Below are 26,038 nucleotides of genomic sequence, written 5' to 3'. Positions count from 1 at the left end.
TGAGGAAGGACACGGTTTTCTGAATCTGGGGGGGACTCTCGATCACCCGAGACCATTTCAGACGAGTCACCGCCTCCCATTATGTAAGGCCCTGTGTCTACCCGTTTTTGGTTCTGGATTTGAGACGTAGCCATTCTTTCGCTATCGCGATTTCAAGCTCCCGGAAACCACCGTTTCCGGCTTTAGCCTTATCTATCTCATTGCACGGCCCTTAACTCCTCCATTCATTCCATCGATTTTCAAGGGAGTTTGACAGCATGCCTTCCCATTCATTTCTTCAACGCCACCGATTTGCTTCATCTCGTCGCCTGGCGATGGCCGTCACCCTTGCCGGATTTCTTTTCCTCCTGGTCATCCCGCTCTCCGCCTCTGACGCGGATGCCGACGACTCGAACCGCCGCAACCCTGCCTTGACCGAGCCTCAAAATGGCGTTGCCTCCCTTTCTTCGGACTCCGATCGTCTGGGCCTCGGTACTTCAGCGCCCTTCACCACCGTCAACGAGTTTACCGGCAAGCTCAACATCGCACTCGATCCCATCGGCGTTCCGGGCATGTACCTGCAACCCATCTACAAGTCGCCGCAGGAAAAGTACTGCGACGACGAAAGCGGTTTCCGCCTATGTCCCATGAACGAGGCGCCGACCGGCCAGGGTTTGGGCTTCGGGTGGCGCTTCAACTTTGGCTACATCCTGGCCCGCAACGCCGTGTTCGGGAACGGAACCGGTCCGGCCTCCGTCGATTGGGAACGCGTTCGCTTCGTCGATACCGCTGGCAACGTCACGGTGTTCGGCCGCGACAACCTGTTTCAGGCCGATCCTGAAAACGGAGGGCCCGAAGACGTTTGCGATTTCGACGGTTGCATGCCCCGCCATGCCGACATCCACTTCGTCGACGACCAATTGCGCCGCATCACACGAGCGCGAACGCTGGACGGAACTTCCCTCGAAGGGTTTTCCCAAAACAGTTACTACCTGCTCGACCCCAACGGCCAGCGCACCGAGTTCCAGGCCGTTCAGCGCGTCACCGAGTGGCACAACGCGACTGCGGTCAAGTTCTTCCCCGTGGAAATCCGCCTTCCGAACCAGCGCACGATCTCCATTTCGTATGTTGGCGGCCGCGATCCCGACGGGACCTTGCCCGATTCGGCGCTGGTCGACCGCGTCACCGACTCCTTTGGTCGGGCATTGCAGTTTCACTATGAGGGCGACCGACTGATTCGGGTCACGCTCGAATCCGCCCAGGGCGCCAAACTTCTGAAGTCGTTTGCGTATCGGTCCATTCACATCGAAAACCAGACGTTCACGGTCCTTCACAAGGTCACCACGCCCGAAGGCTACGAGACCGTTTTCACGACCGAGGACATCGGCCAACGCTTTCCCTATGTCACCGCGATGGCCCTGCCCACCGGTGGCACGGTCCAGTACGACTACGCCTCTCAGGCCTTCCATCACCTGGAGGTAGACACCAGTGATTGCCGCACCCCTCGCGATGACGGCTGCGAGGTCTACCACACCATTTCTCGGCCATACGTGCGCCTGAGCGAGATGACCTTTGCCGGTGGTCGCTATACCTTCGACTACCGCCAGTGGACGGCCAACGAGGAACCTACCAACCCGCAGCAGGAAGGCCGGATCGACGTCACGGTCACGGAACACAATGGCGACCAGACCTTTCGGCGGGTGACCAGTTACGTCAACACGCCCATCTTCGAAACCTACTTCCAGACGTGGGACCAGGCCCATGTGCCGGCCGTCCGCGTGAACGCACCGTCACCCTCAGCGATGCCAGTTATCGGGAGGCTTGGACCTACACGCCGCCACGCACCATCGGCGGCCATGCCGGCGGCGACCCGATTCAGGTTCATGCCCTGCGGCAGCACAGCCAGTTGGAGGATGGCGTTTGGATCGACACCAACTATCACTACAGTTGGTTTGACGAGAACGGTCTGAACGGTCAGAACTTCGACCAGCATTTCCTGCAGCCGACGGCCGTCACGCGCAAAGCACGCAACGGGTCTCACCAATTGCGCCGGGAGATTGACTACACACACCGGGTGGTTCGGGAGTTCGGCGAACACGACCACGTCTTCGACGCGCCCTACGTGCTCGGCCTTGTTACCGAGGAGCGCGAGACGTTCCAACGAAGCGCGGTCACGGAAACGATCGGCCGCACCACCTACAGATACCAAGACGCGGCCTTTCCCTTCGCCACGGAGGTTCGGCGCTGGCGCCATACGACCGAATCCGAGCGCGACACCTTCACCTATTACCAGAGCGGCCCAGACCGCGGATTGCCGTTCCAGGAAACTCGTGGTGAAAACGGAGCCCTGACCAGTTTCCACGACTACGTCTTTGGTGTGCCGACGCGCATCGATCACCCCGAAGGTGTGGACACCACCCGGACCCTCAACCCCGACGGCTCGGTGGCCACCGAAACCGTCGACGGCGTCACCACGACCTACCATTACGACGATGACGGCCGCGTCGTGCTGGTCCAGCAGCCGGACACCGCCGACCTGGTGACCGAATACGCTCGGCCAGGGGCTACAGCGCCCTACATCACGAGCTATTACCGGCTTCAAGCGCCGGAGCACGAACGATCCGGGATGACGTTTCCCATCGTGACCCGGACCAAGTCGGGCTACACCATCCCGGTTCTGTTCCGGCAGTTCGACGTGTGGGGTCGGGAAACCCGCGAAAGCATTGCCACGCTGGACCGAATCACCTTTGAACGCGACACCACCTACACGCTGTTGGGCCTGGTGGCGCGCAAGACCAGTGGTCTCGGCGGCCATTGGTCCTACGAGTACGACGCCTTCGGACGGCCGACCCGCATCTATTTCACCTGGACCGAAGCGAACCGCATCCTGCAGGACACCCTGTTCGGATATCGCCGAACCGCCGATGGCGGCGCAGTCCTATCCCAACGTGTGTCGGCCTACGACACAGACAGCACCTTGGAAAGGGTTCGGGAAACCGATTTCCTGGGTCGGATCACCATGGCGGGCACCAATGGATCAAGCACGTTTTTTCAGTACGCCGCGCATCCAAAGGGTCTGAAGACGACGGTTCTTCCCCTCGGAGATAGCGCGCTGGCCCGCACGACGATCCGCACCTGGCTCGGTCAGGTGATCGAGGAGGCCCATCCCGAAATCGGTGAGCCGGTTCGATTCGCCTATGACAACCGCGGACTCTTGGCGCGCCGGTATCAAGGCGACGAGGCGAACCCCACTGCCGCCACCAGGTTCGTCTACGACGGCTTGGGTCGATTGCGGGAGACATACGGTCGCCTTCTAAACGAACCCAACGAATCATTGCTGTCGACCTTCGCCTACGATGCCCGCAACCGCCTGACCGAAGCGGTTCAGGTGTCCGACAGCGGGTTACCGGTCACCTACACGTACAAGTCATTCGACGGTGCTAATCGGCTTTTGGGCATGACGATCACCTTGCCGCAGTTGGATGGCTCCAGCCTGGAAAACGGAGGCCTCTCAGTTGAAGCGCTTTCAGGAACTCGCGCTTACGAAATCGATGTGGCATACGACGAGATCGGCCGGGAACGGTGGTTCCAGCATCCCCATGGGGCCTTCGAGTCCTACACCTACGACTATTTCGGTTCGCCACGAGGCGTGTTCTATGGGTTCGGTCCCAACCATCCCGAAGGCCCCGACTTCGAACACCTGATCGATCACGGCCAATACAATCCCTACAACGGTCAGCTTTTGGCGGCGATTTGGGATCTGGGCGATTGCCAGTCGGGGAACTGCGCGCCGGCACTCGCGCGGATGGCGGAGCCGGTCACGGCCGAGGAGCGAAGCAGGCCCCCGCTTGCCGAGGACCAGTTGATCGATGAAGGCGCGCTCGAAGTCGCTGCCGCGGAAGCCATGGGGACGGGTCCCTCGCTGTTCAACTACTGGTGGCCGGACACCCTGGGTCGCTCGGCCACCTGCGAGCTTCGCGGAAGCATGGGGCACTTGTACCGACGTGTCTTCACCACCTACAACGAGTGGGGCTTCATGGCGTCCTACACCCGGAACGACCGGTTGTTCCCTTCCGCGACGGAGGTTCGTCACGGCTACACCGAGCTGGGCCAGTTGCAGTCGTTCGCCGTCGGGAACGCGTCGATCACCTACGGCTACGACCTGGTCGGGAACCTCACCAACCGAACCGCGCTGAGCTATCACACCGGGCATGCGACGTTGGCCGTGGGTGCCCATGCAGCCACTTACAGCCAGGGGAATCCGTTTCACCGAGACGGTGGTTACACCTACGATGTGCAAGGCCGGTTGACGGACACACCGAACCATCAGGTCCAGTACAACCAAGCCGGCCAGGTTTTCCGGATCACGGCAAGTCGGCGCCTCAACGGGAACCGTTTGGGATCGGGTGAACAGTTCTTCCTGTATGACGCCTTCGGCCAGCGGGTTGCCGCCGTCCGCGAGGATACCGGAAGGGTGACGTACTCGATCCGCCACGCAGACGGCCGGATCATCACCGAGGAAGACTTCGCCCTAGGAACAACCGATGCGCTGAAGCAACGGCGCCAGTACGTCGCCTTGCAAGGCAAGGCCATCTATCTCGAAAAGGAAGACTTCGAGAACGGCAAGCTCGTGAACAAGGAAAAGACCCACTTTTTCCGCGATCGGTTGGGCAACCCAGTCGTGACCTGGGATGGAGAAACCAACGAGGCCACGACCTCAGCCTACGAACCCTACGGGCAGCCGTTCATCGCCGAAGCCCGTCACAAGGGCGCACACGGCTTCACGGGCCACGACGAAGATCCGAACGGGCTGATCTACATGAAAGCCCGGTTCTACGACCCGGTGGCCGGCTGCTTCACAGAACCAGATCCGGGCCGTGATTTTAATCCATACCAGCCAAACAGTTACAACCTGTACGCCTACACCCACCAAAACCCGGTGAACGCGGTGGACCCGGACGGCCAGGCCCTGGAAACCGTATGGGACGTGGCCAACATCGGCATCGGCGTGGCCTCGTTCGTCCACAATGCGCGCGAAGGCAACTGGCTCGATGCCACGATCGATGCCGGCGGTGTGGTGGTCGACACCTTGGCGGCAGCGGTTCCAGTCGTGCCTGGCGGCGCGGGAACGGCGATCAAGGTGTTGCGGGCCGGGAAGATGATGGCGAATGCCGCGACGAAGACCGACACGGCAAATGACCTTCGCAAAGCGGCCAATACATTGGATAATGCGGGGGATACAGCCAAAGCCCTGGACAAGGTCGATGATGCGGCGGATTCCGCCAAAGGTGGAACCTACGTTTTAAAGGACCCAGAAACAGGTGAAGTTATGAGGACCGGGCGAAGCAAAAACCTAAAACGTCGTGAAGGTGAGCACCGGAGGCATTCAGAAACAAAAGATCTTGACTTCAAGGTGGATAGACGAACTGATAGTTACCCAGAACAGCGAGGAAGAGAGCAGGTGATACATGATCATTACAACCCGCCAATGAACAAGCGCAATCCGATCAGTGACCGAAACCCCCGAAGAACTGAATATCTCGAGGCGGAACGACAAATGAGGAACCCATAATGCCGAGGAGAAAGGTACCTTATAAAGAGGGCGATTTTTTCGCGGTCCCACTTCGAACGTCTGGATATGGTACCGGCCTTGTTGTCAGGACCGTAAAAGTCGGAGGCATTTTGGGTTATTTCTTTCCGGGAAAGTACCAAACAGTTCCGGCCCTATCCGAAGTTCAGGATAAGAAACCTCATGACGCATTTTGGATAAGGCATTTTGGAGACTTAGGTTTTTTCAACGGAGATTGGCATGTCATCGGACCAATTCCATCCTGGAACCGAGCGGACTGGCCTGTCCCGTCGTTCGTGCGAACTGACGATATCTCAGGAAAACATTATCGAATAACTTACTCCGAACATGATTTAGACCAGGAAATCGAATGCAGTTTGATTGAAAAAGCCGAGGCCGAATTACTACCAGAAGATGGGATTTCCGGCTACGGTGCACTCGAAATCCGGCTCTCAAACCTGCTCGATGCATGATCTATAGGCAGAGGGCGGTAAGCAAATCGATACCTGCCGCCCTTTTCCCATTTTGAATAGTTGGTCGGCTATAAAAATTTTCCACCACCTACAGGCACCAGCCTACCGAACGATGGCCACCGATTTGATCTGGGCCCACAGGCGTTTGCCGGGTTCGAGCTTCAATTGGTGCACGGATCTTTGGGTGACGCGGGCGATCAGGTACGCCGGCCCCGTCTTCAAACGAACCAGCGCGATCGCTTCGTCCTGGTCCTGCGACAACTCCGCCACCTCGACCGGAAGCCGGTTGAGGATACTGGTGTCGCCGTGAGACGCCAAAGCCAGGCTCACATCCTTGGCCAACACCCGAACCCGGACCCACCGGTCGAGCGCATCGCCGCCGTCGCGAACCCATAGCTCGCCGCCGTCGAAGGCGACCCGACTCAAATGCCACCGAGTATCCCGTTCAACCACGCGGCCTTTCAGAACGACGCCGGTTTCGTCGCCGAAGCGCATCGGCAAATCGATGCGGGAAAACACCTCGGTCAGATTGCCCTGGGCGACGACCCGCCCCTGATCCAACACCACCGTGTGGTCAGCCAATCGCGCCACTTCGTCCATCGCGTGGCTGACGTAGAGCACGGGGATGTCGAAAGTGGATCGCAGCCGTTCCAGGTAGGGCAGAATCTCCTGTTTGCGGGCGGCATCGAGGGAGGCCAAGGGCTCGTCCATCAGCAACAGCCGAGGCTGAATCAGCAGTGCCCGGGCGATCGCCACCCGCTGGCGCTCCCCGCCGGACAACCGATCGGGATAGCGCTGCAGCACGGGCTCGATCCCCATGATGCCCATGACGCGATCGTACAGCTCGCTCGTGACCGCCGATCCGGAACGTTTCAGGGCATAGGCCAGGTTGCCCTTGGCCGTCAGGTGGGGAAAGAGGCTGGATTCCTGAAAGACATAACCCAATGGACGTTTGTGGGTGGGCAAGAAGGTGGTCTCGCTCTGCCAGATGTCTCCATTGACCGCCAACCGTCCCCGATCCGGTTTTTCCAGGCCGGCCACGCAACGAAGAAACGTGGTTTTTCCCGAGCCCGACTGGCCGAAAATGATCGTGATCCCATTCCCTGGCACCGTCACATCCACGTCGAGAGAAAAGGCGGGCCCTTTCGCGTCGGGGTAATCCAAGGAGAAGCGCGCGTGAATCCTGTTCGCGTCCACCGAAGGCGTGTTCAAGATCAAACCCTGTACTTCATGCCCAGTGGCGCCTGCATGCGCTGGTACCCATAAACCACCAGCAGCACCACAAAGGAAAAGATCACCATCGCACCGGAAAGGGCGTGGGCCTGCGCGTATTCCAGCGCTTCGACGTGGTCGTAGATCTGAACCGACACCACGCGGGTCTCGCCCGGAATGTTGCCGCCGATCATCAAGACGACCCCGAACTCACCGACGGTGTGGGCGAACCCGAGAATGGCCGCCGTCAGGAAGCCTGGCTTGGCCAGGGGTAGGACGACGGTAAAAAAACGGTCCCAAGGCCCGGCCCTGAGGGTGGCTGCCACTTCCAACGGGCGTTCACCCAAGGCCTCGATGGCGTTTTGAATCGGTTGCACGACAAAGGGCATGGAATAAAACACCGATCCCACCACCAGGCCCCAGAAGGTGAAGGGCAAGGTACCCAATCCCAGGCTTTGGGTCACCTGCCCGATGGGCCCGTTCGGTCCCATGGCCACCAGGAGATAGAATCCCAACACCGTCGGCGGCAGCACCAGCGGCAAGGCCACCACGGCACCCACGGGCCCTTTCCACCAGGACCGGGTTCGCGCCAACCACCAGGCGATCGGGGTGCCGATGACCATCAACACGAGGGTCACGGTGGTGGCCAAACGCAGGGTCAGCCAGATGGCAGCGATATCCGCTTCGGAAAAACTCATGGGCCCACCTGGATCAATTCACGTCGGCCAGGGTCTTGTAGCCGTAGGATTGGAGGATCTGCGCCGCTTTTTCGCCGCGAACAAAATGCAACAGCGCGCGCGCCGCATCGCTGTGGGCACCTCGCTTCAGGAGGACCGCATCCTGGCGGATCGGATCGTGCAGTTCACCGGGAACGATCCAAGCGAAACCCTTGGCGATCCGCCCTTTATCCATGATCTGCGAAACGGCCACAAAGCCCAGCTCGGCATTGCCCGAGCCCACGAATTGGTAGGTTTGCGAAATGTTCTCGCCGTAGACCCACTTCGCCTGGGTGGCCTCTTTCAGCTTCAGGTTTTGCAGGACTTCCACGGCGGCCATCCCGTAGGGGGCCAGCTTGGGATTGGCCAGCGCCAGTTTCCGGAAGTCCCCCTTTTTCAATCGGGCCGAGTCATCGTCGACGTATCCAGGCCTGACCGACCAAAGCGCGAGGGCTCCCACGGCGTAGGTAAACCGGCTTTCCGGGACGACCAGCCCCGCCTTCTCCAGCGCTTCCGGCTTGGCCCGATCGGCCGAGAAAAACACCTGAAAGGGGGCACCGTGTTTGATCTGCGCGAAAAATTTACCAGAGGATCCGAACGACAAGGTCACTCGATGGCCGGAAGATCGTTCGAAGGCCGCCGCGATCTCCTTCATCGGAGCCGTGAAGTTGGAGGCCACCGCCACCTTGATTTCTCCGGCAAGGATCCACGGGCAGCCAACCACCAAAAACACGACAAGGAGCATTCGTTTTCGCGCCATCATCGATATCCCCCGGCTCCGCTACGCGTCCCACTCCAGCGCAAGGGTTTGCGTTCATTCGCACTATGATGGAGTATACCGCGCTTCATCACAAGCCCCGATTGCCGGGGCGCCGGGGCCCGCACGCGACGTCCTTTCGAGGCTCAACTCGGTGTGGCGCCAAAGGGCTGGGTTCCATGCCGGTTGGGACCCGCGTGCGACCCGGATCGCACCATCGCACGATCCGAGACCGGGCCCCTGCATTCGGAGTGCCCCGCCCCTCGGCGTTCAGGGTGTCGGGATGCCAGGTCCCTCAACGATCGAAATGGCTGAGGGCCTTTTTGCCGATGGGAAAGACGTGGTAGCCCATCTCGTACAAACCCTTGTGATCCAAGATGTTTCGACCATCGAATACGAAGGCCGGTTTTTCCATGACATCGTAGATGCGCTGGTAGTCCAAGTCCCTGTAGAGATCCCACTCGGTCATGACCGCGATCGCATGGGCCCCACGCACGGCCTCGTAGGGGTCTTCGGCGAAGGTGACGGGCATGCCCTCCAAATCCCGTCGCGCGTTGTCCAACGCACGGGGATCGGTGACGACCACCTCGGCGCGCTCCTCCAGCAGGCGTTTGGTCACGTAGATCGCGGGCGATTCCCGCGTGTCGCCGGTGTTGGCCTTGAACGCGAAGCCGAACAGCACGATTCGCTTGCCGTTGATGGTGTTGAACATCTTTTTGAGGATGCGGTCGACGAACCGGTTCATCTGGTGATCGTTGAATTTCACGACCCACATCCAGTACTCGGCCGCTTCCTCCAACCCGTAAAACTGGCAGAGGTACACCAGGTTGAGCAGGTCCTTCTTGAAACAGCTACCGCCGAAGCCGACCGAGGACTTGAGAAAATGCGGGCCGATGCGCTGATCCAAACCGATGGCGCGGCTGACCTCGTTGATGTCGGCTTCGGTCTTCTCGCAAATCGCGGAAATCGCGTTGATCGAGGACACGCGTTGCGCCAAAAAGGCGTTGGAGGCCAGCTTGGAAAGCTCCGCACTCCAAATGTTGGAGTGGATGATGCGCTCCTCGGGCACCCAGTGACGAAAGATATCGCTCAGCTTCTTCATGGCCTCGCGGCCGGAGTCGGTGTCGTGGCGTCCGCCGATCAACACGCGATCGGGTACTTCCAAATCGCGGATCGCGGTACCTTCCGCCAAAAATTCGGGGCAGGACAAGACGTCGAAGTGAATGGGCGAATCCTTTTCGTTGAGAATCCGCTCCATGGCGACGGCCGTCCGCACCGGCACGGTCGATTTCTCGATGACGATCTTGGGGCCGGTCGCATTCGCGCGAATCTGACGCGCGGTCTTCTCCCAGTACATCAGGTCGGCCGCCAGGCCGGCACCCTGTCCGTAGGTCTTGGTCGGGGTGTTGACCGACACGAAAATCAAGTCGGCCTTGCGGATTTCTTCATCGATCTCGGTAGAAAAGAACAGGTTGCGCCCACGCACCCGTTCGATGAGAGCATCGAGTCCCGGCTCGAAGATCGGCAGGTGATCGGAATTCCACGCCGCAATCTTTTCGGCGTTGATATCGACCACGGTCACCTTGTGTTCCGGGCACTTGTCGGCGATGACCGCCATCGTGGGACCCCCCACGTACCCGGCCCCAATTCCCAGGATGTTCAGCATCTTCTCGGTACTCCTCTTCGCAATCGGGTAAAACGACGCGTGCGCGCCATTGGCTTTCCGTCACTACCGCCAGGCGTGTGAAAGGCCGCCCAGATCTTGTTGTTCAAGGCCTGGAGCCGTTAAGCCGCTCGTATTCTCTCCGCGTTTCGCGATCCATTTCAAGGCACGCACCGCTTTTTCACGGAGATCTCACACGAACGCGGAACCCTGCGAAGCCGACAGGAAATCAAGAGGATGTGGCACATTCCGCCGGGGCCCGACCGTAATCGTCGGCAATGCGGTGCACGTCGCTTTCCAGCAGCCGTTCGCCGGCCTGAACCTCGACGAGGGACAGCATCTCCTGCCCGGGATTCTCGATGCGGTGAATGCACCCGACCGGAATGTGGGTGGTTTCGCCGGTTTTCAGTTCGAAGACCTCGTCACCGCGCGTGACCCGAGCCAGGCCGGAGGTGACGATCCAGTTCTCGGCTCGATAGTCGTGTTTCTGCAGCGACGTGCGGCGACCGGGCAGCACGTCCAACCGCTTGGTTTTAAAGCCAGGACCCTGATCCAGGATACGAAACCGACCCCAGGGTCGACAGTGTTCTCCTTCGATGACCGGCGCGTCGTCGGGCTCCGAAGACGGCGTCGCCACCGGCAGGTCGTCGACGGCCTCGCGCACCTCCTGCATCCACTGGGAACCCGCGACGAGGACACCCGCCTGGCTTTCCACCACCACGGCATTCTCCATGCCCAGCACTACCAGTGGTCGCGTCTCGGCGTGCAGGTGACAATTGCGGCTGTCGCGCGACACCACCGACCCGCGGGCGCTGTTGCCGGACTCGTCCAGGGGAAATTGCTCGTGAACCGCCCACCAGTTGCCCACGTCGCTCCAGCCCAGGTCCACCGGGATGACGGTGACCCGCTCGCTGTGCTCGAGGACCGCGTAATCGAAGGACAGGTCGACGCACCGGGCGAAGGCCGATGTGTCGCCCGCCAAAAAGGCCTTCATCGCACGGACCATGTCCGGTTGGAAGCGCGCGAACTCTTCGATGACCACATCGGCCCGAAAAACGAAGATGCCCGAATTCCAGAAATAGTGCCCCGACTCCACGAAGGCGCGAGCCTTTTGGGCGTCCGGCTTCTCCACGAAGCGCCGCACCGGAACGGGTTGAAACGGCGCCGCGCCGGGCTCGCTCTCGATGTAGCCGAAGCCGGTCTCGGGCCGGTCGGGCACCAGACCCAGCAAAACCACCCTGCGATCCTCGGCCGCGCGGGCGGCGAGCGCGATGGCGCGGTCGTAGTCGGCCTCGCGGCGAATGAGGTGATCGGCCGGCAACACGGCCATCACCGCCTGGGGATCCTGGCTTACCAGGTGCAACGCGGCCAACAACACGGCCGGACCGGTGTTGCGCGGTTCCGGCTCCTCGATGACCACCGAGGACGAGGCGAAACCCAGTTGTTCCAGCTCGAAGCCGACCAGGGGACTGAGATGGGGCGCACACACGACCCGCAGCGCTTTCGGGACGGCACTTCGCAAGGCGCGATCGATCGTCATCCGAAACAGCGTGGGCCTGTCGGGACCCAAAAAAGACCGGAACGGTTTGGGCGCGTGCCGTGTGGAAACCGGCCAGAGCCGCGTTCCACCTCCGCCCGCCAATACCACCGAATAAAAAGCCATGACCTACCATCCCGTGATCTGAATCGCTCGATCGCCGCGACCGGCACTCGACAACTTGGTGCGGCGAAGAGAGCGTGAAATCCCTGGTGAGAAAACCCGGGTTCTTTGGAACGAAACGTATCCCGAATCCGAGGGCTTCCATATTTCTGTCGCAACGCCGGAATCGCCTGGCCCATCGGGCCGCGGACCGTTTGAAGTTGGAAATTCCGGGAGAAATTATGCTAACACGAAGCCCGCACGGTTGCACCCGTCCCACCGCGGGAGTGAAAAAGCGGATCGCGATGGACCGCGACCGTTTCGATTCACGCCGCGCTAGGACCCTGAATCGGCCACCTTTTTGCGGCGCTTGTGACGGGCTTCGACCGCCAGCACGAGACCGAAATAGCATCCAAACAACACGAAGACCAAGGCCACCACCCACCATTGACCAAATCCTGGCCGGGCGGCGAAATGCTGCAGGCTGACGAGAACCGTCACCTGCATCGCCAACACGACCGCCACGATGCGGCGATGGCTCCAGCCGACCTCGGTCAATCGCTGGTAGAGGTGCTTGTGGTGGGGGTTCCAGATCTTTTCGCCCGCGATGAGCCGGCGCACGATGGTGAAGGTTCCATCGGACAGGAAAAACCAGAGCAGCATGCCCACCAGAAAGACGCGATACTCGATCGGCCCACCGCCGAGATAAAAGGGAGTTACGGCAAAGATGAAGCCCAGGGAAACCGAACCCACGTCGCCCAGGAAAATTTTGGCCGGGTGCCAGTTGTGGACCAGGAACCCCAGTGCCGCGGCTATCAGGATCATGCCGATCTGAAGCGCGGTCTCGGTTTGGAAGAGCAGGCACAGGCCCAAACCGACGATCACGGTTTGAACCCCGAGATAGCCGTCGATGCCGTCGAGGAAGTTGGTGAGGTTCAGGACACCCACGATCCAGATCATGGACATGGGATAACGCCACCAGCCCCAGTCGAGGTTGAACGGCGGCGGCAGGGGAATGAGATCGATCCAACTGCGCGAGAAGGTGATGATGGCGGCGGCGGAGAAATAGATCACCAACCGCAACATCGGTGAGAGCCGGTATTTGTCGTCCAGGTAGCCCATCAAACTGACCAGGGCCAGGGCGACATAGAAAAAGCCGTCGAACGGCAGTTGATCGACGAAGCGGGTGACTTCGAAGCCCAGGACCAGGGCGAAAATCACGGCCAATCCACCGCCGCGCGGGGTCGGCACCCGGTGGGAGGAGCGTTCGTTCGGCACATCCACCTGGCCCCGGCGACGCAGGAACACCGCCAACCAGCCGGTGCCCAGCATGGACACCACAAAGACCATCGAGGGAATCATCCATTCATTCATCATCACCAAACACCTGAGCGACGTGCGGCAAAACCTCGCGGGGCTGCCAGGCCAGTTCGTGCCGGGCACGGGCATCGCTGAACACGAGGTGGGCCTCCATTTTACGCAATCGGTGGCCATCGAACGGGAAACGATGAACGCCGAGGCGATGCAATCCGTCCCCCAGTTTCGCAAGCATGCGCGCGGGACCACCAGGCAGGGCCAGCCCCCGCGGCTTGGCCAGATGCGCGCGCAGGGCGGTTTCGATTTCCAGAAAGTCCGGATGCGCGCCATCGGTGAGATGATACACCCCCGCCCGGCCCAATGCGCGCGGAAGCAATGCGGCCACGTCGGCCGCCCAGACCCAGGAGCGCCGGCCGCTACCGGCACCGATGCGAAGGTAGTAGCCGCGACGAATGGCCCGGATCATCGCGCCCAGGTTGCCGGGAGGTCGGGTTCCGGCGACGAGCGGCAAGCGCAGAATACAGAGCGGCACGTCACGCGCCCCGGCCCATTCTGCGGCCAGTCGTTCCGCCTCGCATTTGCTGCGACCGTATGGGTCATCGGCTTCCAGAGACTGGTCCTCGTCGATGCCGCGGCCCTCCTCCAGGCCGTAGACCGCGACCGTACTGATCAGAACGAGGCCGCACACCCGCGCCTGGCCCGTATCCAATCCCGCGAGGAATCGCCGGGTACCCTCGCGGTTGATCTCGAAAAAGGCCGCGCGCTCCGCGTCCGAATGGGCACGGCGATGAGCCAGGCCGGCATTGTGGACGGCATAGACCGCGCCCGACAACGCCAGCTCGGGTGCCGACTTCCCCAAATCACAGGAGATGTGGCGGTCTCGGGGCGAAGACGGCGCGATCGAGCGACGCCCGACCGTCACCAAAGGCAGCCCCTCGCGAGCCAGGGCGTGACGAAGGTATCCGCCCAGGAACCCCGATGCGCCGGAAAGAACCACGGAAGAGACCTCAGCTCCCATAGGCTTCGTGCAAACTGGCCAGATAGCGATCGGCCAGCTTCTCCAAATCGAACTGTTCGCGGGCCAGAGTCCGGGCGCGTCGCCCGGCGGCACGGCGGGCTTCGGGATCGTCGGCCAAGCGGCGCAAGGCCTCGATGACAGCATCCGGATCCTGGGGCGGTACGGTGTAGCCGCAGCGGTGATCGGCCAGGAGCTCGGCGATCCAACCGTCGGTGGTCTGAATGACGGGCACGCCGGCGGCCAGCGCCTCGAACAGCTTGTTGGGCGACGAGGTGGCCAGGATCGGCGCATCGGCCAGGGGTACCAAAGCGGCCAGGGCCCGCCGCAACCAGAACACCACCTCCCTTTTCGGTCGCGGCCCCAGCACCACCAGGGTGTCCAAATCCTCGGCGAGCCGTTGCAGCGACGCACGGGCCGGTCCCTCGCCCAACAACACGAGCAGGAAGCGCGTTTCGCCCAGTTCCTCGAGCCTGCGGGCACAGGTCTCGATCAGCGCCGACCCATTGGTCGGGCCCAGGTTCCCGGTGTAGAGCAGCACCTGGCGGTCACCGAGCCACGAGGGGGCGGGTGCGGGTGATTCGGAATCCGCGAAGGCCTGGAGATCGACGCCGTTGGGTACCACGGCCAGTCGGTCCACCGCAAAGCGGCCGCGCAGGTGGTCGGCCATGTCGCGCGACAGGGTCACGACCAGCGACGCCGCACGATAGCAGGCGCGGGCCAGCCCAAAGGCTGGAACGGTCAGCAACGGGTTTCGCAGCGCACCCAGCGCGATGGCGCCCTCGGGCCACAAATCGCGGCACTCGAACACCAACCGCCGCCGGCGCACCAGGCGCGCCACCAATGCCGGCAACCCGACCGTGATCGGCCCAGAGGACGCAATCACCAAATCCGCAGGCAGACGCAGCGCGAACCAGCAGGAAAGCAGCGCGTAGCAGAGAAACGAGGCGATCCGGCGCGAGAAGGATTGGCGGTTGCTGATGGGAATCGCCAGGACCACCAGGCGGATCCCCTCCACCTCGAGGTGCCGAACCCAGCCGCGTTTCCGTCGATGCGTACCCAACAGCTCATCCAAGTCCGATTTGTCATAGACACTCGTGACGACCGTGACCTGATGACCCCGCTTGGTCCAATGTTTGGCCAGATGGTAGAAGCGCGTACTCCAGCGGCCGTTCGGCGTCGAAAAATACTGATAAAAAACGACTATCTGCATGAGAACTCGCTACCGTCCGGTCGCCTGACCCGACTGCGAAACGACATGGGTGCCAACCGGCACGGAACTCACCGACGGGCTCCTCGCGGGCCGGGTCGGTGCTGGAGGGACGCGACTGGAAAGAAGGAACATCGACATCGATCGACGAACTTGTGGTGCCCGACTCCTCCGATGATGGCTCGAGAACCCGGTGAACCTGCAGCCGGCCCAAGCGCCGCAATCCAGACAACAATCGATGGGTCGTGGGTGGAGGATGATGGCCAACAATAACAGCCCAGGGTCGGCAAGATCAAGCCTGAGTTCACGGCACTTGCAGGATGCAATCGGGATCGCGGAGCGGTTGGCGAAGGGGTCGATCGCGTGGGTCGAACGGCGGGTTCACGGAACTGGCGGGACGGGGGCTCGCAAGGGGATGCAACGAGGTGCGGCCCTTCGGGCGCCGGTGGATGGACTTCGCCGGCGGGAACGCATCAACGCGAAAGAAGGGAGGGCGCGGGGAAACGGGATACGGGGCGCGGCGAACACGCGAGGGGCCGGCGTTATCAACGGGTCGACCGGCGTAAGAGCCTCGAACGAAGGATTATGTTTGGCGTCCGGCACGCTTTTGAGGTTTTCCGGGCAACCGCGAATTGTTAGAATTTAGTGCGATCCCGTTTTTTCCCTTTCCATCATTCGATGTCATAAGGAGCAACCTGTGTTTGAAGTAACGCCCACCGATCAATACGTCCTGGTCAAGGTGACCGTGGAAAAGCTGGATGCCAAGGTAGCGGCCACGTTCAAGGACGACTTCACCAAGATCATCGACGATCACAACCGCTTCGTCATCCTAGACCTTTGCGGCGTGGACTTCATCGACAGCAGCGGTTTGGCGGCCGTGGTCTATTGCTTCAAGTTGACGGGCATCAAGGACGAATTGGCGATCTGTGCATCCAACGAGCGGGTCCTGCACCTCTTCAAGCTGACGCGCCTACACGACATGATCAACATCTACGGATCGGTGGACGAAGCCATCGCCGCCTTGAAATAACCGCACGGGTCGCGCCGAAGCCCCTGTTGCACACGAACGGATGTTCGTTGGACACCCTCTTCCGCATATGACGTCGGATGGGATGGGGGCCTGCCCCGGGTCGCGCTGGAGTGCGACCGGACGTGCCACACGAACGGATTTTGGATCGGGCCTTCAGCCGCATATGACGTCGGATGGGATGGGGGCCTGCCCCGGGTCGCGCTGGAGGTGCGACCGGACGGGCCCTGTTGCACACGAACGGATGTTGGATCGGGCCTTCAGCCGCATATGACGTCGGATGGCATGGGTGCCTGCCCCGGGTCGCGCTGGAGGTGCGACCGGACGGGCCACACGAACGGATGTTCGTTGGACACCCTCTTCCGCATATGACGTCGGATGGGATGGGGGCCTGCCCCGGGTCGCGCTGGAGGTGCGACCGGACGTCCCTTTGGACCACCATTGAAAAAAACGCGGGCCAACGGCCCGCCACCAGCGGGCACCCCGGAGGGGTGACACATTACAGCGAAGGGTTAAGGAGGCAGCGCCGACGCAACCCTGGTTGTTCGGGGTTCCCGGACTCCAGCCCTGGAGGGGCGGCTCCGGGAAGGGCCCACCGGAGGAGACGCCAATCTCGCGAAGGGCCCACCGGAAGGGGCGTCATTTCCCCGAAGGTCTTCGTGGCCCCGCTCCTTCAGAGCTCGATGCGGGAACTCCAAACAACCAGGGTTACGGCGCCGTTCCGGCACCTCACCCTTCGCTGTATTGTGTGACCCTTACAGGGTCGCCGTTTGTGGCGCGCCAGAGGCGCGCGTTCTAAATCAATGATGGTCCAAACATGGGGTTGGCCATCCCTTCAGGATTGGCCCGGGACACCCCACCCAAGCATCGGTTTGGTGCAAAAGTTGGCCATCCCTTCAGGATTGGTCCGGGACACCCCACCCAAGCATCGGTTTGGTGCAAAAGTTGGCCATCCCTTCAGGATTGGCCCGGGACGGCCACCATCCATAGAGGTGCGATCATCACCCAGCCGCGCTCCGTCCTTTCCGGCGATCTACCCCGTCAGCGGACGAAGTTCTCGGGGACCTCGATCTCCATCTCCAACAATCCCATGCCGTGGGTTTTGCCCTGGGCGTCGGTTTTCAGGGACTCGGTGCCGCCACCGCCCAGGCTGTCGTGCAGGATGAAGTTGAGCGCCCGCAGGTTGGGGATCTCGTAGCGATCCACCTCGCCCAGGCAAATCTTGCCGAAATGGGCCTTGACCCGTTCGACCGTGACCTCGCGGGCAATCAATTCGAAACCGCGATCGGAATAAGCGATCAGGCCCACGTTGGAACCGTCGCCCTTGTCACCGGAACGGGCATGGGCGATTTCCGCCAATTTGACACGCTTCATCTCACACCTCCTCGACCTTGACGTGGACATCGATCAGCTCCTTGCGAAGCAACGCGGGCCAATAGGCCACGATCTCGGCGGCCTTGGGTCGACCACCGGCGAAACCGGTCACGCCCGGAGGTCCACTGGTCACGAGCGGCGCGATCTCCTTGCCGAAGCGATCCACCTTGGCGCGGTCGGGATCCTTGACACCCACCCGCAGGATCACCTCGGGTGCGGCCAGGTTTTCGACGATGCCCTCGTGGCAGACACCGACACCCAGGTACTCGGTCATGGGCTCGTGGTAGGTGTATCCGGCATGCTCCAACCGTTTCCACAGGATTTCGGCGCACTTGACGGCCTTGTCGTAGGCTTCGGGCCCGGAGACGGTGAGCTGGCCGACCGCCTTGTATCCATTGAGATAGGAGATCGACACTTTGAGGAAATCGGTGCTGGGTTTGCCCTTGACCCCAAAAACGCGCACGCGGTCGTCACCCAGGTCCTCCAATTGGATGGTGGAGAAATCGGCGACACAATCGGGCGTGATGTAGTTCTGGGGGTCGCCCATCTCGTACAGCAACTGCTCGGAGACGGTGTCCACGGTCACCAGGCCACCCTGGCGCTCGTGCTTGGTCACGACGAATTCGCCGTTGTCGGAAGCCTCGACGATGGGATAACCGATGTCGTCCATGCCGGGCACCTCACGCCAGTTGGTGAAGTTACCGCCGGTGCACTGGGCGCCGCACTCGAGAATGTGGCCGGCCACGGTGCCCAGGGCCAACTTGTCCCAATCCTGCCAGTCCCAACCGAACTCGTGAATCAGGGGAGCCAGGACCAGGCCGGGATCGGTGCTGCGACCGGTCACCACGATTTGGGCGCCCTGATCGAGGGCTTCCACGATGCCGTGGGTGGGCATGTAGACGTTGGCGGAAAGAATCTCGCGTTCGGCGTCGAACAACCCCTCGCCCGTGTCCATGTTGGCCAGGGCCTCGCCCTTGCCGCGAAATTCCTCCAAGCGGTGGAGGATGTCGTCCCCGGTGACGATGGCGACCTTCAATCCCTCGATGCCGTGTTTCTCGGCGACCTTCATCAGGGCGCGCTGGCAGGCTTCGGGATTCACGCCGCCGGCATTGGCGATCACCTTGACGTTGCGTTCCACCAACTCGGGCAGCACCTTGTCGATGAAGGCGACAAAATCATGGGCGTACCCGCGCTCGGCGTTCTTCAACTTCTGGCGTTGCATGATCGACATGGTCACTTCGGCCAGGTAATCCATCGTGATGTAGTCGATCGGGCCGCCGCGCAGCAACCGAATCGGGGCATCGATGCTGTCGCCCCAGAAACCCTGACCGTTTCCGATCCGAATCGTCTTTGTCATTTTTCTCCGCTCCCTTGATGTACTTTCGAGGCGGGATCGCTTCCGGGACGCCTACTTCTTGTGCTTCTTGGCGTAACACCTGGAACAGATCGGCGCACTCAACGAACTGGGAATGAAATTCACTACTTCGTGTCTTCCGCATTCGGCACATTCGATTTGGAACATCACCTTGGTTGTCGGCTTGGCGTCCTCATCGCGCCCGCGCCGTTTCTTGGGTCGCTGGCTAAAGCAGTCCTGGCAGTGGAACGGCTCGCGGGCCCGCGGCGCGAACTTGACCTTGACCTTCTTGCGGCAGGAGTCGCACGGCACCAGAAACAACGGATCCTTTTTGGTGCCCAGCACCTCCACCCCGCGCTTGAGCGGCCCCGAATAGCGCTGGGGCTCCTGGCGATGGCAGCGGTCGCACAGAAACGAACGATCGGCCTTGGGCAGGAACGGCGTTTCCTGGTATTTACCGCACTTGTCGCATTGGGTTCGGTAATCGTAGCGGGTTCCCTTGCTGACTTTCTCCGTGGAGGGCTTGCCGTGTTTGCGGATCTTGTAGCAGACGTTGCACAAGATCTCCTTCGTTTCACCGGGAAGCTGTTTGACCGGCGTCATATCGCCGCAATCGACACAGGGCACCTTGTAGCTCTCGCGACCGTCCCGGCCCTGAATGACAATGCGGTCGCCGACCCCCTGGCGTCCGCCCGCCTTGACGACGCGCGCCCGTGGGCGAAGCTTGGGCTTGGATGGCTTGGGTTCCGAAGAGGTCGGCTTGGCCGCCTTTTCTTCGGTCGATTCGTCGATGGGCTCTTCAAAAACACTGGTCATGGGAGAATGTTCCAAAAAAGAAATACTGCCGGCGGCGAATGTTCCGCGTCTCATTGTACCTAAAAAAACCGCGAAACCAACACGGGGATCGGTGCCGCCGGACAGAGCCCGGAACTCGGGAGGCACGAACGGGTCCGGCGAGCCGCCGCGGTGCCGCCCGAGCGAACGGACCTCATTTGCTGTAGTCGTAGAAGCCTCGACCGGATTTGCGGCCGAGATAGCCTGCATCCACCATCTTGACGAGCAGCGGACAAGGGCGATATTTGTCGTCGCCGAGCCCTTCGTGCAACACGCGCATGATGAACAGGCAGGTGTCGAGACCGATGAAATCGGCCAGGGTCAGCGGACCCATGGGGTGGTTCATGCCCAGCTTCATCACTTCGTCGATCGATTCGGCCGTGGCCACGCCCTCATAGAGCGCGAAGATGGCTTCGTTGATCATGGGCAACAGGATTCGGTTGGAGATGAATCCCGGATAGTCGTTGACCTCGACCGGCGTTTTCGCCAATGCCTCGGTGTAGGCCTTGATCTCGGCATAGGTCTCGTCGGTGGTGGCGATGCCGCGAATGATTTCGACGAGCTGCATGACCGGCACGGGGTTCATGAAGTGCATGCCGATGAAGCGCTCCGGACGGGAGGTCACGGCGGCCAGCTTGGTGATGGAGATCGAGGAGGTGTTGGAAGCGATGATGGCACCCGGTTTCAGCAGGGCGTCGAGCTTCTTGAACAGGTCCAATTTCACGTCGAGACGCTCGACGATGGCTTCGATCACCAGATCGCAGTCGGCCAGTCCCTCGAGATCGGTGGTGGTGGTGATCCGCGCCAGGGTCTGTTCCTTCTCGTCGAGGGTGATGCGGTCCTTGTCGACGCCGCGCTGCAGGTTCTTGGAAACGGTGTTCATGCCCTTGGCCAGGAAATCGTCGGCGATGTCCTGCAACACCACCACGAATCCACTCTGGGCAAATACGTGCGCGATCCCGTTGCCCATGGTTCCGGCACCGATGACACCGATTTTACGATCTTTCATATGCTTGACTCCTCTCTATGCCTCTCGTGCATCGAGCTTCAGTTTTTATAGGGTTCCATATGCGATCCCGGATGCCTGGAGAGCGGCGGGATCCTCGAACGATGAAAGGAACCGCGCCGAGCCCGCGAGCGGCGGCGACGGTTCCTCGCGGAAACGGGCTACCCGAAGGCAACCCGTACCCATCGAGCACGGTTCGTCAATCGTAGAAAATGTGCTCGCAGAAGGTGCATTGCTGTTTCAGGCGACCGGTTTCGGTCCGCCCCACTCGAAAGCGGCTGACGAGGTAGGTTTCCCTGATGGTGACGCACTTGGGATTGCGGCACTTGAGAATGCCCTCGACAATTTCGGGAATGGTCGGTTTGACCTTCTTCTGAACCTTGGCGTTGCGAATGATCGAAATGGTCAGGTCCGGGGCCAGCAGCGCGATGCGCATCAGCCATTCGGCGTTGACGTCCAGGTTCTCGATTTTGATGATGTCCTTCATGCCCATCCGCGGAGAGTCGATGTAGGACGCGTAGTCGATCTTGGTTTTCAAGAACTCGGTCGGGAAGAGTTTGAGGATGTCGATGCCCTTGCCGGCGTCGATGTGATCGATCACGATGCCGTTGTTGATCCGTTCGATGCGCATGCGTTCCTTCTTGGCCATTACAGAACCCCCAAACACTTGGAAATGAGTGCCATGCGCATGTGCATGCCGTAGGTTGCCTGACGGAAGTAGCCGGCGTTGGGGAGCCGGTCCACTTCCGGTGCGATCTCTTCGTTGCGCGGCAGCGGGTGCAGGACCAGCAGGTCCTCCTTGGCCTTCTCCATGATTTCCAGGTCGATGCGGTAGGAGTTCTGCTTGCGCAGGTATTCCTCTTCACTGAAGAAGCGTTCCTTCTGGATGCGGGTCACGTAGAGCACGTCCAGGTCGGCCAGGTGCCCGTTCATGTCCTCGCTCTCGGTGAAGACCGCGCCCTTCTCCTCGAGGCTGCCGCGTACGTAGTCGGGGATGTTGAGCCCTTCCGGAGAGAAGAAGTGCATTTCCACGCCGAACCGGGTCAGCAGGCGGACCAGGGTGTGGATGGTGCGGCCGAACAGCAGGTCGCCCAAAAAGCCCATCTTGAGGCCCTTGAGATCGCCCTTCTCCTTGAAAAGTGAATAGATGTCGCCCAGGGTCTGGGTGGGGTGCAGGTGCGCGCCGTCTCCGCCGTTGATGACGGGGACTTCGCTGTAGAAGGTGGAGGCGAGTGCCGAACCTTCCATCGGATGGCGCATGGCGATGATATCGGAGTAGAGCGAAACCGTTTTGATGGTGTCGGCCAGGGTTTCACCCTTGGCGGCCGAGGAGGTCGAGGCCTCCGAGAAGCCGAGGACGTTGCCGCCCAACTTGAACATGGCAGCTTCGAAGCTGAGTCGCGTCCGGGTGGAAGGTTCCCAGAAGAGTGTCGCCAGAATTTTGCCCTTGGCGAGATCCAGGGCTTCAGCGCCCATGGCTTGAATGCGATCGGCCACGTCGACGAGGTGCAGGATCTGTTCGGTGCTCAGATCCTCGGTGTCGATGATGTGGCGACCCTTGAAATCAAAGGAGTCGGTCATGGTTTCCCCAAACAAAAAATCGTTCGAACCGTCCGAGGGTCTCGATCGCTGGTTCAGATTGCGCGGGGGATTCGACCGGGCGCAGTGCGGCCTATCGGCTCTGGCGCGATGGACGCGCCGCTATTTCGGTTTCGGCCCCGGGGTGTCCGGCTCGGCAGGCGATCCGGAAAAAGTCACGCAACTGGAACAAGCTCGATCGACGTCGAGGGCCGTGCTCGGACAGGGGTAACGGCCGAAAACAGCATCGTAGCATGGGGATTCACCCCAAGCAAGGGCGTAAGCCACCGAGGAGGATTCCATCTTTATCTTCTAATAACGCGGACAACATGTCTTTGAAGTCGGGATTCACTGACGTCCTCCCCTTTGAACGCCCAAGCTTCTACCGTCAACGGCCACATCATCTCCAGGCGTTCGGCCGGCGTGGTTCGTTTCAAATAGGGGTCGGGTTCGTCGCCGCCGAGGCGCAACACGCGAACCGGTAACTCACTCCGATCCATGGGGCCTCCCATTCCTTTGTTTTAGCAGAGAATCGGGCCGATCGACCCCGCTTGAACACAGGCGATTCAGGGCCCAGATTGGCGTTGTGGGATGGCAGGCCATGTGTTAGGCTGCACACTTAATCAACACGGTTTCAAAGATCGCTCCACGAACACCTTTCTCGATGAAAGCATTCAGTTTAAATGTATTGCCACCCAGCCACCGCCGGGCCGTTTCGCGGCTGAAGAGAGACATGATCATCACCCGAAACCCCGCACGATGCAGGGTCCGCCAAGGAGCATCAGAACGCGACTCATGACCAACTCACCCGAAAAGCCAACGCCTCCGACCGAATCGCGCCCCAACGCCGCCGAAACGCCCCGTCGCAAGGTCTTGCTGGTTTTCGGCACCCGTCCGGAAGCCATCAAGATGGCGCCGGTCCACGCCGCGCTCCGGGCCGATACGCGCCTGGACGTGCGCGTCTGCGTGACGGCCCAACACCGCGAAATGCTGGACCAGGTTCTGGAAGTCTTCGGCATCGTGCCCGATTACGACCTGAACATCATGAAGCCCAAGCAGACCCTGGTTTCGGTGACCGGCGACGTCCTGAACGGTGTCAGCGGCGTGTTCGCCACCTTCCGGCCCGACTACGTGTTCGTGCACGGCGACACGACCACCACCATGGCCACCTCGCTGGCCGCCTTCTACCACAAGATCAAGGTCGCCCACGTGGAGGCCGGGCTGCGCACCGGCAACATCTACGCCCCCTGGCCGGAGGAAATGAACCGCAAGGTCACCGGCTGCCTGACCCATCTGCATTTCGCCCCCACGGACGGCGCTCGCGCCAACCTGCTGGCCGAGGGCGTGACCCCCGAGCGGATTCGCGTGACCGGCAACACCGTCATCGACGCACTGCTCATGATCGTGGCCCGGCTTCGCGAAGATCGCGATCAGGTGGCCGCCCTGGACGAACAGTTTTCCTATCTGGACCGCGAACGCAAGCTGATTCTGGTGACCGGCCACCGCCGCGAAAACTTCGGCAGCGGCTTCGAGTCGGTCTGCCGCGCCCTGGCGCGCCTGGCCCAACGCGAAGATGTCCAGATCCTGTATCCGGTGCACCTCAATCCCAATGTTCGGGAACCCGTGTTTCGCATACTCGGCGCGGCCACGACCGGCAACCTCTTCCTCATCGAACCGGTCGGCTACGTGCCGTTCGTCTACCTGCTGCAACGAGCCCACCTGATCCTCACCGATTCCGGCGGCATTCAGGAAGAGGCGCCGTCCCTGGGCAAACCGGTCCTGGTCATGCGCGACACGACCGAACGCCCGGAAGCGGTGGAAGCCGGAACCGTTCGCCTGGTGGGCACCGACGAGGAACGCATCGTGACCGAGTGTCACCGCCTACTGGATGACGCGGCCGCATACCGCGACATGGCCTTCGCCCACAATCCCTACGGGGACGGCAAGGCATCTCAACGCATTTGTGAGGGATTGCTGCATGATGAACAAGTCACATAAAGTGGTGGTCGCGGGCCTCGGGTACATCGGCCTGCCGACCGCGAGCCTGATCGCCACCAAGGGGTTTCGCGTCGTGGGTGTGGACGTGTCCCAACGCATCGTGGACACGATCAACCAAGGCAAGATCCACATCTACGAGCCCGATCTGGACGTGCTGGTCCGCTCCGCGGTCAACAGCGGCAACCTGACCGCGAGCATGGAACCGCAGGAGGCCGACACCTTCATCATCGCGGTACCCACGCCGATCCGCGAGGACCACAAATCCGACATCAGCGCCATCGAGGCCGCGGTCCACAAGATCGCGCCGCACCTGCAGCCGGGCAACCTGATCATCCTGGAATCGACGAGCCCCGTGACCACGACCGACAAGATCGCCGATTGGCTGCGCGAGCTGCGCAAGGACCTGATCGTGCCCCGCTTCACCACCGAGCCCGCCGAACCGCAGCCCGGCCAGATTTTCCTGGCCCACTGCCCGGAACGGGTACTGCCCGGCCGCATCCTCAAGGAACTGGTGGACAACACGCGCATCGTGGGCGGCATCGATCCGGCATCGACCCGCCAAGCGACGGAGTTCTACAAGGCCTTCGTGAACGGCAAGATCCTCTCCACCAATGCGCGCTCGGCCGAAATGGCCAAACTCACGGAGAACGCCTTTCGCGACGTCAACATCGCCTTCGCCAACGAGCTCTCACTGATCTGCGACGAATTGAGCATCGACGTCTGGGAGCTGATCGAGCTGGCCAACCATCATCCGCGGGTCAGCATCCTGCAGCCGGGCCCGGGCGTGGGCGGTCACTGCATCGCGGTCGACCCCTGGTTCATCGTGGAGGCCGCCCCGAAAAACGCGCGTCTCATTCGCCAGGCCCGCGAGGTCAACCTGTACAAGACCGATTACATGGTGAATCGCATCAACGAGCTGGCCGGCAACGTGTACCAGCCGACCATCGCCTGCCTGGGCCTGTCGTTCAAGGCCGACATCGACGATTTTCGGGAGAGTCCGGCCCTGGACATCGTGGCCCGCATGGACCACAACCTGTTCGCTCGGGTGCTGGTGGTGGAGCCCCATTGCCAGAAGTTGCCGCCGATTCTGGCGGGCAACCCCAAGCTGGAGCTGACCGGCCTGGAGCAGGCCCTGGAGCAGGCCGACATGGTGGCGCTGCTGGTCAACCACAAACCCTTCTACGAGGTCGCCCCCGAGCAACTGGCGGGCAAGCAGGTGATCGACACCCGAGGCGTGTGGCGCTTTCCCCACAACCGCTGATTCTCGATCGACGCACCCTTCGAAGCGAAACCCCGCCCGACACGGAGCCCCGCGCT

At 61.3% G+C, this 26,038-nt stretch carries 20 protein-coding genes; 6 read left to right on the top strand and 14 right to left on the bottom strand.

The features are described from left to right. Nucleotides 1-257 precede the first annotated feature (257 nt). From J3U87_RS15510 to J3U87_RS15500, 3 genes are all read left to right on the top strand, one after another. A complete protein-coding gene (locus J3U87_RS15510) occupies nt 258-1,949 on the top strand; it encodes a hypothetical protein (protein WP_237383962.1) in 1,692 nt (563 codons plus the stop codon). A 656-nt stretch (nt 1,950-2,605) separates the two neighbouring features. Continuing rightward, a complete protein-coding gene (locus J3U87_RS35115; protein WP_337249573.1) occupies nt 2,606-5,551 on the top strand; it encodes an RHS repeat domain-containing protein in 2,946 nt (981 codons plus the stop codon). Then, on the top strand, nt 5,551-6,021 hold the full coding sequence (locus tag J3U87_RS15500) for an Imm26 family immunity protein (protein WP_237383961.1): 471 nt from the start codon (nt 5,551-5,553) through the stop codon (nt 6,019-6,021). Before J3U87_RS35115 ends, J3U87_RS15500 begins: the two co-directional genes overlap by 1 nt. A 102-nt stretch (nt 6,022-6,123) precedes the next feature. Here J3U87_RS15500 and modC read toward each other — a convergent pair whose 3' ends face one another. The 8 genes from modC to J3U87_RS15460 all read right to left on the bottom strand — a co-directional run bounded on the left by modC (nt 6,124) and on the right by J3U87_RS15460 (nt 15,553). Further along, complete coding sequence (gene modC, locus J3U87_RS15495) at nt 6,124-7,233, bottom strand: molybdenum ABC transporter ATP-binding protein (protein ID WP_237383960.1); 1,110 nt, start codon at nt 7,231-7,233, stop codon at nt 6,124-6,126. Between the two features lie 2 nt (nt 7,234-7,235). Continuing rightward, nucleotides 7,236-7,931, bottom strand: coding sequence for a molybdate ABC transporter permease subunit (modB, locus tag J3U87_RS15490; RefSeq protein WP_237383959.1), 696 nt, complete (start codon nt 7,929-7,931; stop codon nt 7,236-7,238). Between the two features lie 13 nt (nt 7,932-7,944). Continuing rightward, nucleotides 7,945-8,694, bottom strand: a complete 750-nt coding sequence (gene modA / locus J3U87_RS15485) for a molybdate ABC transporter substrate-binding protein (protein ID WP_420038269.1) — start codon at nt 8,692-8,694, stop codon at nt 7,945-7,947. A 307-nt stretch (nt 8,695-9,001) separates the two neighbouring features. Further along, nucleotides 9,002-10,372 carry a nucleotide sugar dehydrogenase gene (locus tag J3U87_RS15480; RefSeq protein ID WP_237383957.1) on the bottom strand — a complete coding sequence of 457 codons (1,371 nt, stop codon included), beginning with the start codon at nt 10,370-10,372 and terminating at the stop codon, nt 9,002-9,004. Nucleotides 10,373-10,598: 226 nt separating this feature from the next. Then, nucleotides 10,599-12,032, bottom strand: coding sequence for a mannose-1-phosphate guanylyltransferase/mannose-6-phosphate isomerase (locus J3U87_RS15475; protein ID WP_237383956.1), 1,434 nt, complete (start codon nt 12,030-12,032; stop codon nt 10,599-10,601). 312 nt (nt 12,033-12,344) lie between these two features. Further along, nucleotides 12,345-13,385, bottom strand: coding sequence for an MraY family glycosyltransferase (locus J3U87_RS15470; RefSeq protein ID WP_237383955.1), 1,041 nt, complete (start codon nt 13,383-13,385; stop codon nt 12,345-12,347). Beyond that, on the bottom strand, nt 13,375-14,322 hold the full coding sequence (locus J3U87_RS15465) for an NAD-dependent epimerase/dehydratase family protein (RefSeq protein ID WP_237383954.1): 948 nt from the start codon (nt 14,320-14,322) through the stop codon (nt 13,375-13,377). The genes J3U87_RS15470 and J3U87_RS15465 overlap by 11 nt, the downstream gene beginning before the upstream one ends. 10 nt (nt 14,323-14,332) lie before the next feature. Then, nucleotides 14,333-15,553 (bottom strand): glycosyltransferase family 4 protein, encoded by a 1,221-nt coding sequence (locus J3U87_RS15460; protein ID WP_237383953.1) that lies wholly within the window; start codon nt 15,551-15,553, stop codon nt 14,333-14,335. A gap of 694 nt (nt 15,554-16,247) precedes the next feature. Between J3U87_RS15460 and J3U87_RS15455 the strand changes: the two genes are divergently transcribed. Beyond that, nucleotides 16,248-16,580: an STAS domain-containing protein gene (locus J3U87_RS15455; protein WP_237383952.1), complete on the top strand. Its 333-nt coding sequence runs from the start codon at nt 16,248-16,250 to the stop codon at nt 16,578-16,580. A 1,038-nt stretch (nt 16,581-17,618) separates the two neighbouring features. Here J3U87_RS15455 and J3U87_RS15450 read toward each other — a convergent pair. From J3U87_RS15450 to pyrB, 6 genes are all read right to left on the bottom strand, one after another. Next, on the bottom strand, nt 17,619-17,951 hold the full coding sequence (locus tag J3U87_RS15450) for an AtuA-related protein (protein WP_237383951.1): 333 nt from the start codon (nt 17,949-17,951) through the stop codon (nt 17,619-17,621). Nucleotide 17,952: 1 nt separating this feature from the next. Further along, on the bottom strand, nt 17,953-19,308 hold the full coding sequence (locus tag J3U87_RS15445) for an acyclic terpene utilization AtuA family protein (RefSeq protein ID WP_237383950.1): 1,356 nt from the start codon (nt 19,306-19,308) through the stop codon (nt 17,953-17,955). Nucleotides 19,309-19,359: 51 nt separating this feature from the next. Continuing rightward, complete coding sequence (locus J3U87_RS15440) at nt 19,360-20,121, bottom strand: hypothetical protein (protein WP_237383949.1); 762 nt, start codon at nt 20,119-20,121, stop codon at nt 19,360-19,362. Between the two features lie 172 nt (nt 20,122-20,293). Further along, nucleotides 20,294-21,148 carry a 3-hydroxybutyryl-CoA dehydrogenase gene (locus J3U87_RS15435; protein WP_237383948.1) on the bottom strand — a complete coding sequence of 285 codons (855 nt, stop codon included), beginning with the start codon at nt 21,146-21,148 and terminating at the stop codon, nt 20,294-20,296. A 196-nt stretch (nt 21,149-21,344) separates the two neighbouring features. Next, the gene (locus J3U87_RS15430) at nt 21,345-21,794 is read right to left on the bottom strand and encodes an aspartate carbamoyltransferase regulatory subunit (protein ID WP_237383947.1); all 450 of its coding nucleotides are present in this window, start codon (nt 21,792-21,794) and stop codon (nt 21,345-21,347) included. After that, on the bottom strand, nt 21,794-22,726 hold the full coding sequence (gene pyrB / locus J3U87_RS15425; protein WP_237383946.1) for an aspartate carbamoyltransferase: 933 nt from the start codon (nt 22,724-22,726) through the stop codon (nt 21,794-21,796). Before pyrB ends, J3U87_RS15430 begins: the two co-directional genes overlap by 1 nt. Nucleotides 22,727-23,632: 906 nt before the next feature. On the opposite strand from pyrB, the gene wecB reads away from it, so the two are divergent. Further along, entirely contained in the window at nt 23,633-24,721 is a 1,089-nt protein-coding gene (gene wecB, locus J3U87_RS15420) for a non-hydrolyzing UDP-N-acetylglucosamine 2-epimerase (RefSeq protein WP_237384504.1), read from the top strand. Continuing rightward, nucleotides 24,705-25,982: a UDP-N-acetyl-D-mannosamine dehydrogenase gene (gene wecC / locus J3U87_RS15415; RefSeq protein ID WP_237384503.1), complete on the top strand. Its 1,278-nt coding sequence runs from the start codon at nt 24,705-24,707 to the stop codon at nt 25,980-25,982. The genes wecB and wecC overlap by 17 nt, the downstream gene beginning before the upstream one ends. Nucleotides 25,983-26,038: the final 56 nt, after the last annotated feature.

This window comes from Sulfidibacter corallicola (genome assembly GCF_017498545.1).
Classification (GTDB): Bacteria; Acidobacteriota; Holophagae; order Acanthopleuribacterales; family Acanthopleuribacteraceae; genus Sulfidibacter; species Sulfidibacter corallicola.
The sequence above is the reverse complement of the archived record's forward strand: the minus strand, read 5'-3'. Positions and strand labels throughout refer to the sequence as shown.

Excerpts from the sequence above, each read along its gene's own strand:
- J3U87_RS15510 (WP_237383962.1), top strand. The coding sequence starts at position 258 with ATGCCTTCCCATTCATTTCTTCAACGCCACCGATTTGCTTCATCTCGT.
- J3U87_RS35115 (WP_337249573.1), top strand. The coding sequence starts at position 2,606 with ATGACGTTTCCCATCGTGACCCGGACCAAGTCGGGCTACACCATCCCG.
- J3U87_RS15500 (WP_237383961.1), top strand. The coding sequence starts at position 5,551 with ATGCCGAGGAGAAAGGTACCTTATAAAGAGGGCGATTTTTTCGCGGTC.
- modB (WP_237383959.1), bottom strand. The coding sequence starts at position 7,931 with ATGAGTTTTTCCGAAGCGGATATCGCTGCCATCTGGCTGACCCTGCGT.
- modA (WP_420038269.1), bottom strand. The coding sequence starts at position 8,694 with ATGCTCCTTGTCGTGTTTTTGGTGGTTGGCTGCCCGTGGATCCTTGCC.
- J3U87_RS15480 (WP_237383957.1), bottom strand. The coding sequence starts at position 10,372 with ATGCTGAACATCCTGGGAATTGGGGCCGGGTACGTGGGGGGTCCCACG.
- J3U87_RS15475 (WP_237383956.1), bottom strand. The coding sequence starts at position 12,032 with ATGGCTTTTTATTCGGTGGTATTGGCGGGCGGAGGTGGAACGCGGCTC.
- J3U87_RS15470 (WP_237383955.1), bottom strand. The coding sequence starts at position 13,385 with ATGATGAATGAATGGATGATTCCCTCGATGGTCTTTGTGGTGTCCATG.
- J3U87_RS15460 (WP_237383953.1), bottom strand. The coding sequence starts at position 15,553 with ATGCAGATAGTCGTTTTTTATCAGTATTTTTCGACGCCGAACGGCCGC.
- J3U87_RS15450 (WP_237383951.1), bottom strand. The coding sequence starts at position 17,951 with ATGAAGCGTGTCAAATTGGCGGAAATCGCCCATGCCCGTTCCGGTGAC.
- J3U87_RS15445 (WP_237383950.1), bottom strand. The coding sequence starts at position 19,308 with ATGACAAAGACGATTCGGATCGGAAACGGTCAGGGTTTCTGGGGCGAC.
- J3U87_RS15440 (WP_237383949.1), bottom strand. The coding sequence starts at position 20,121 with ATGACCAGTGTTTTTGAAGAGCCCATCGACGAATCGACCGAAGAAAAG.
- J3U87_RS15435 (WP_237383948.1), bottom strand. The coding sequence starts at position 21,148 with ATGAAAGATCGTAAAATCGGTGTCATCGGTGCCGGAACCATGGGCAAC.
- J3U87_RS15430 (WP_237383947.1), bottom strand. The coding sequence starts at position 21,794 with ATGGCCAAGAAGGAACGCATGCGCATCGAACGGATCAACAACGGCATC.
- pyrB (WP_237383946.1), bottom strand. The coding sequence starts at position 22,726 with ATGACCGACTCCTTTGATTTCAAGGGTCGCCACATCATCGACACCGAG.
- wecB (WP_237384504.1), top strand. The coding sequence starts at position 23,633 with ATGGCGCCGGTCCACGCCGCGCTCCGGGCCGATACGCGCCTGGACGTG.
- wecC (WP_237384503.1), top strand. The coding sequence starts at position 24,705 with ATGAACAAGTCACATAAAGTGGTGGTCGCGGGCCTCGGGTACATCGGC.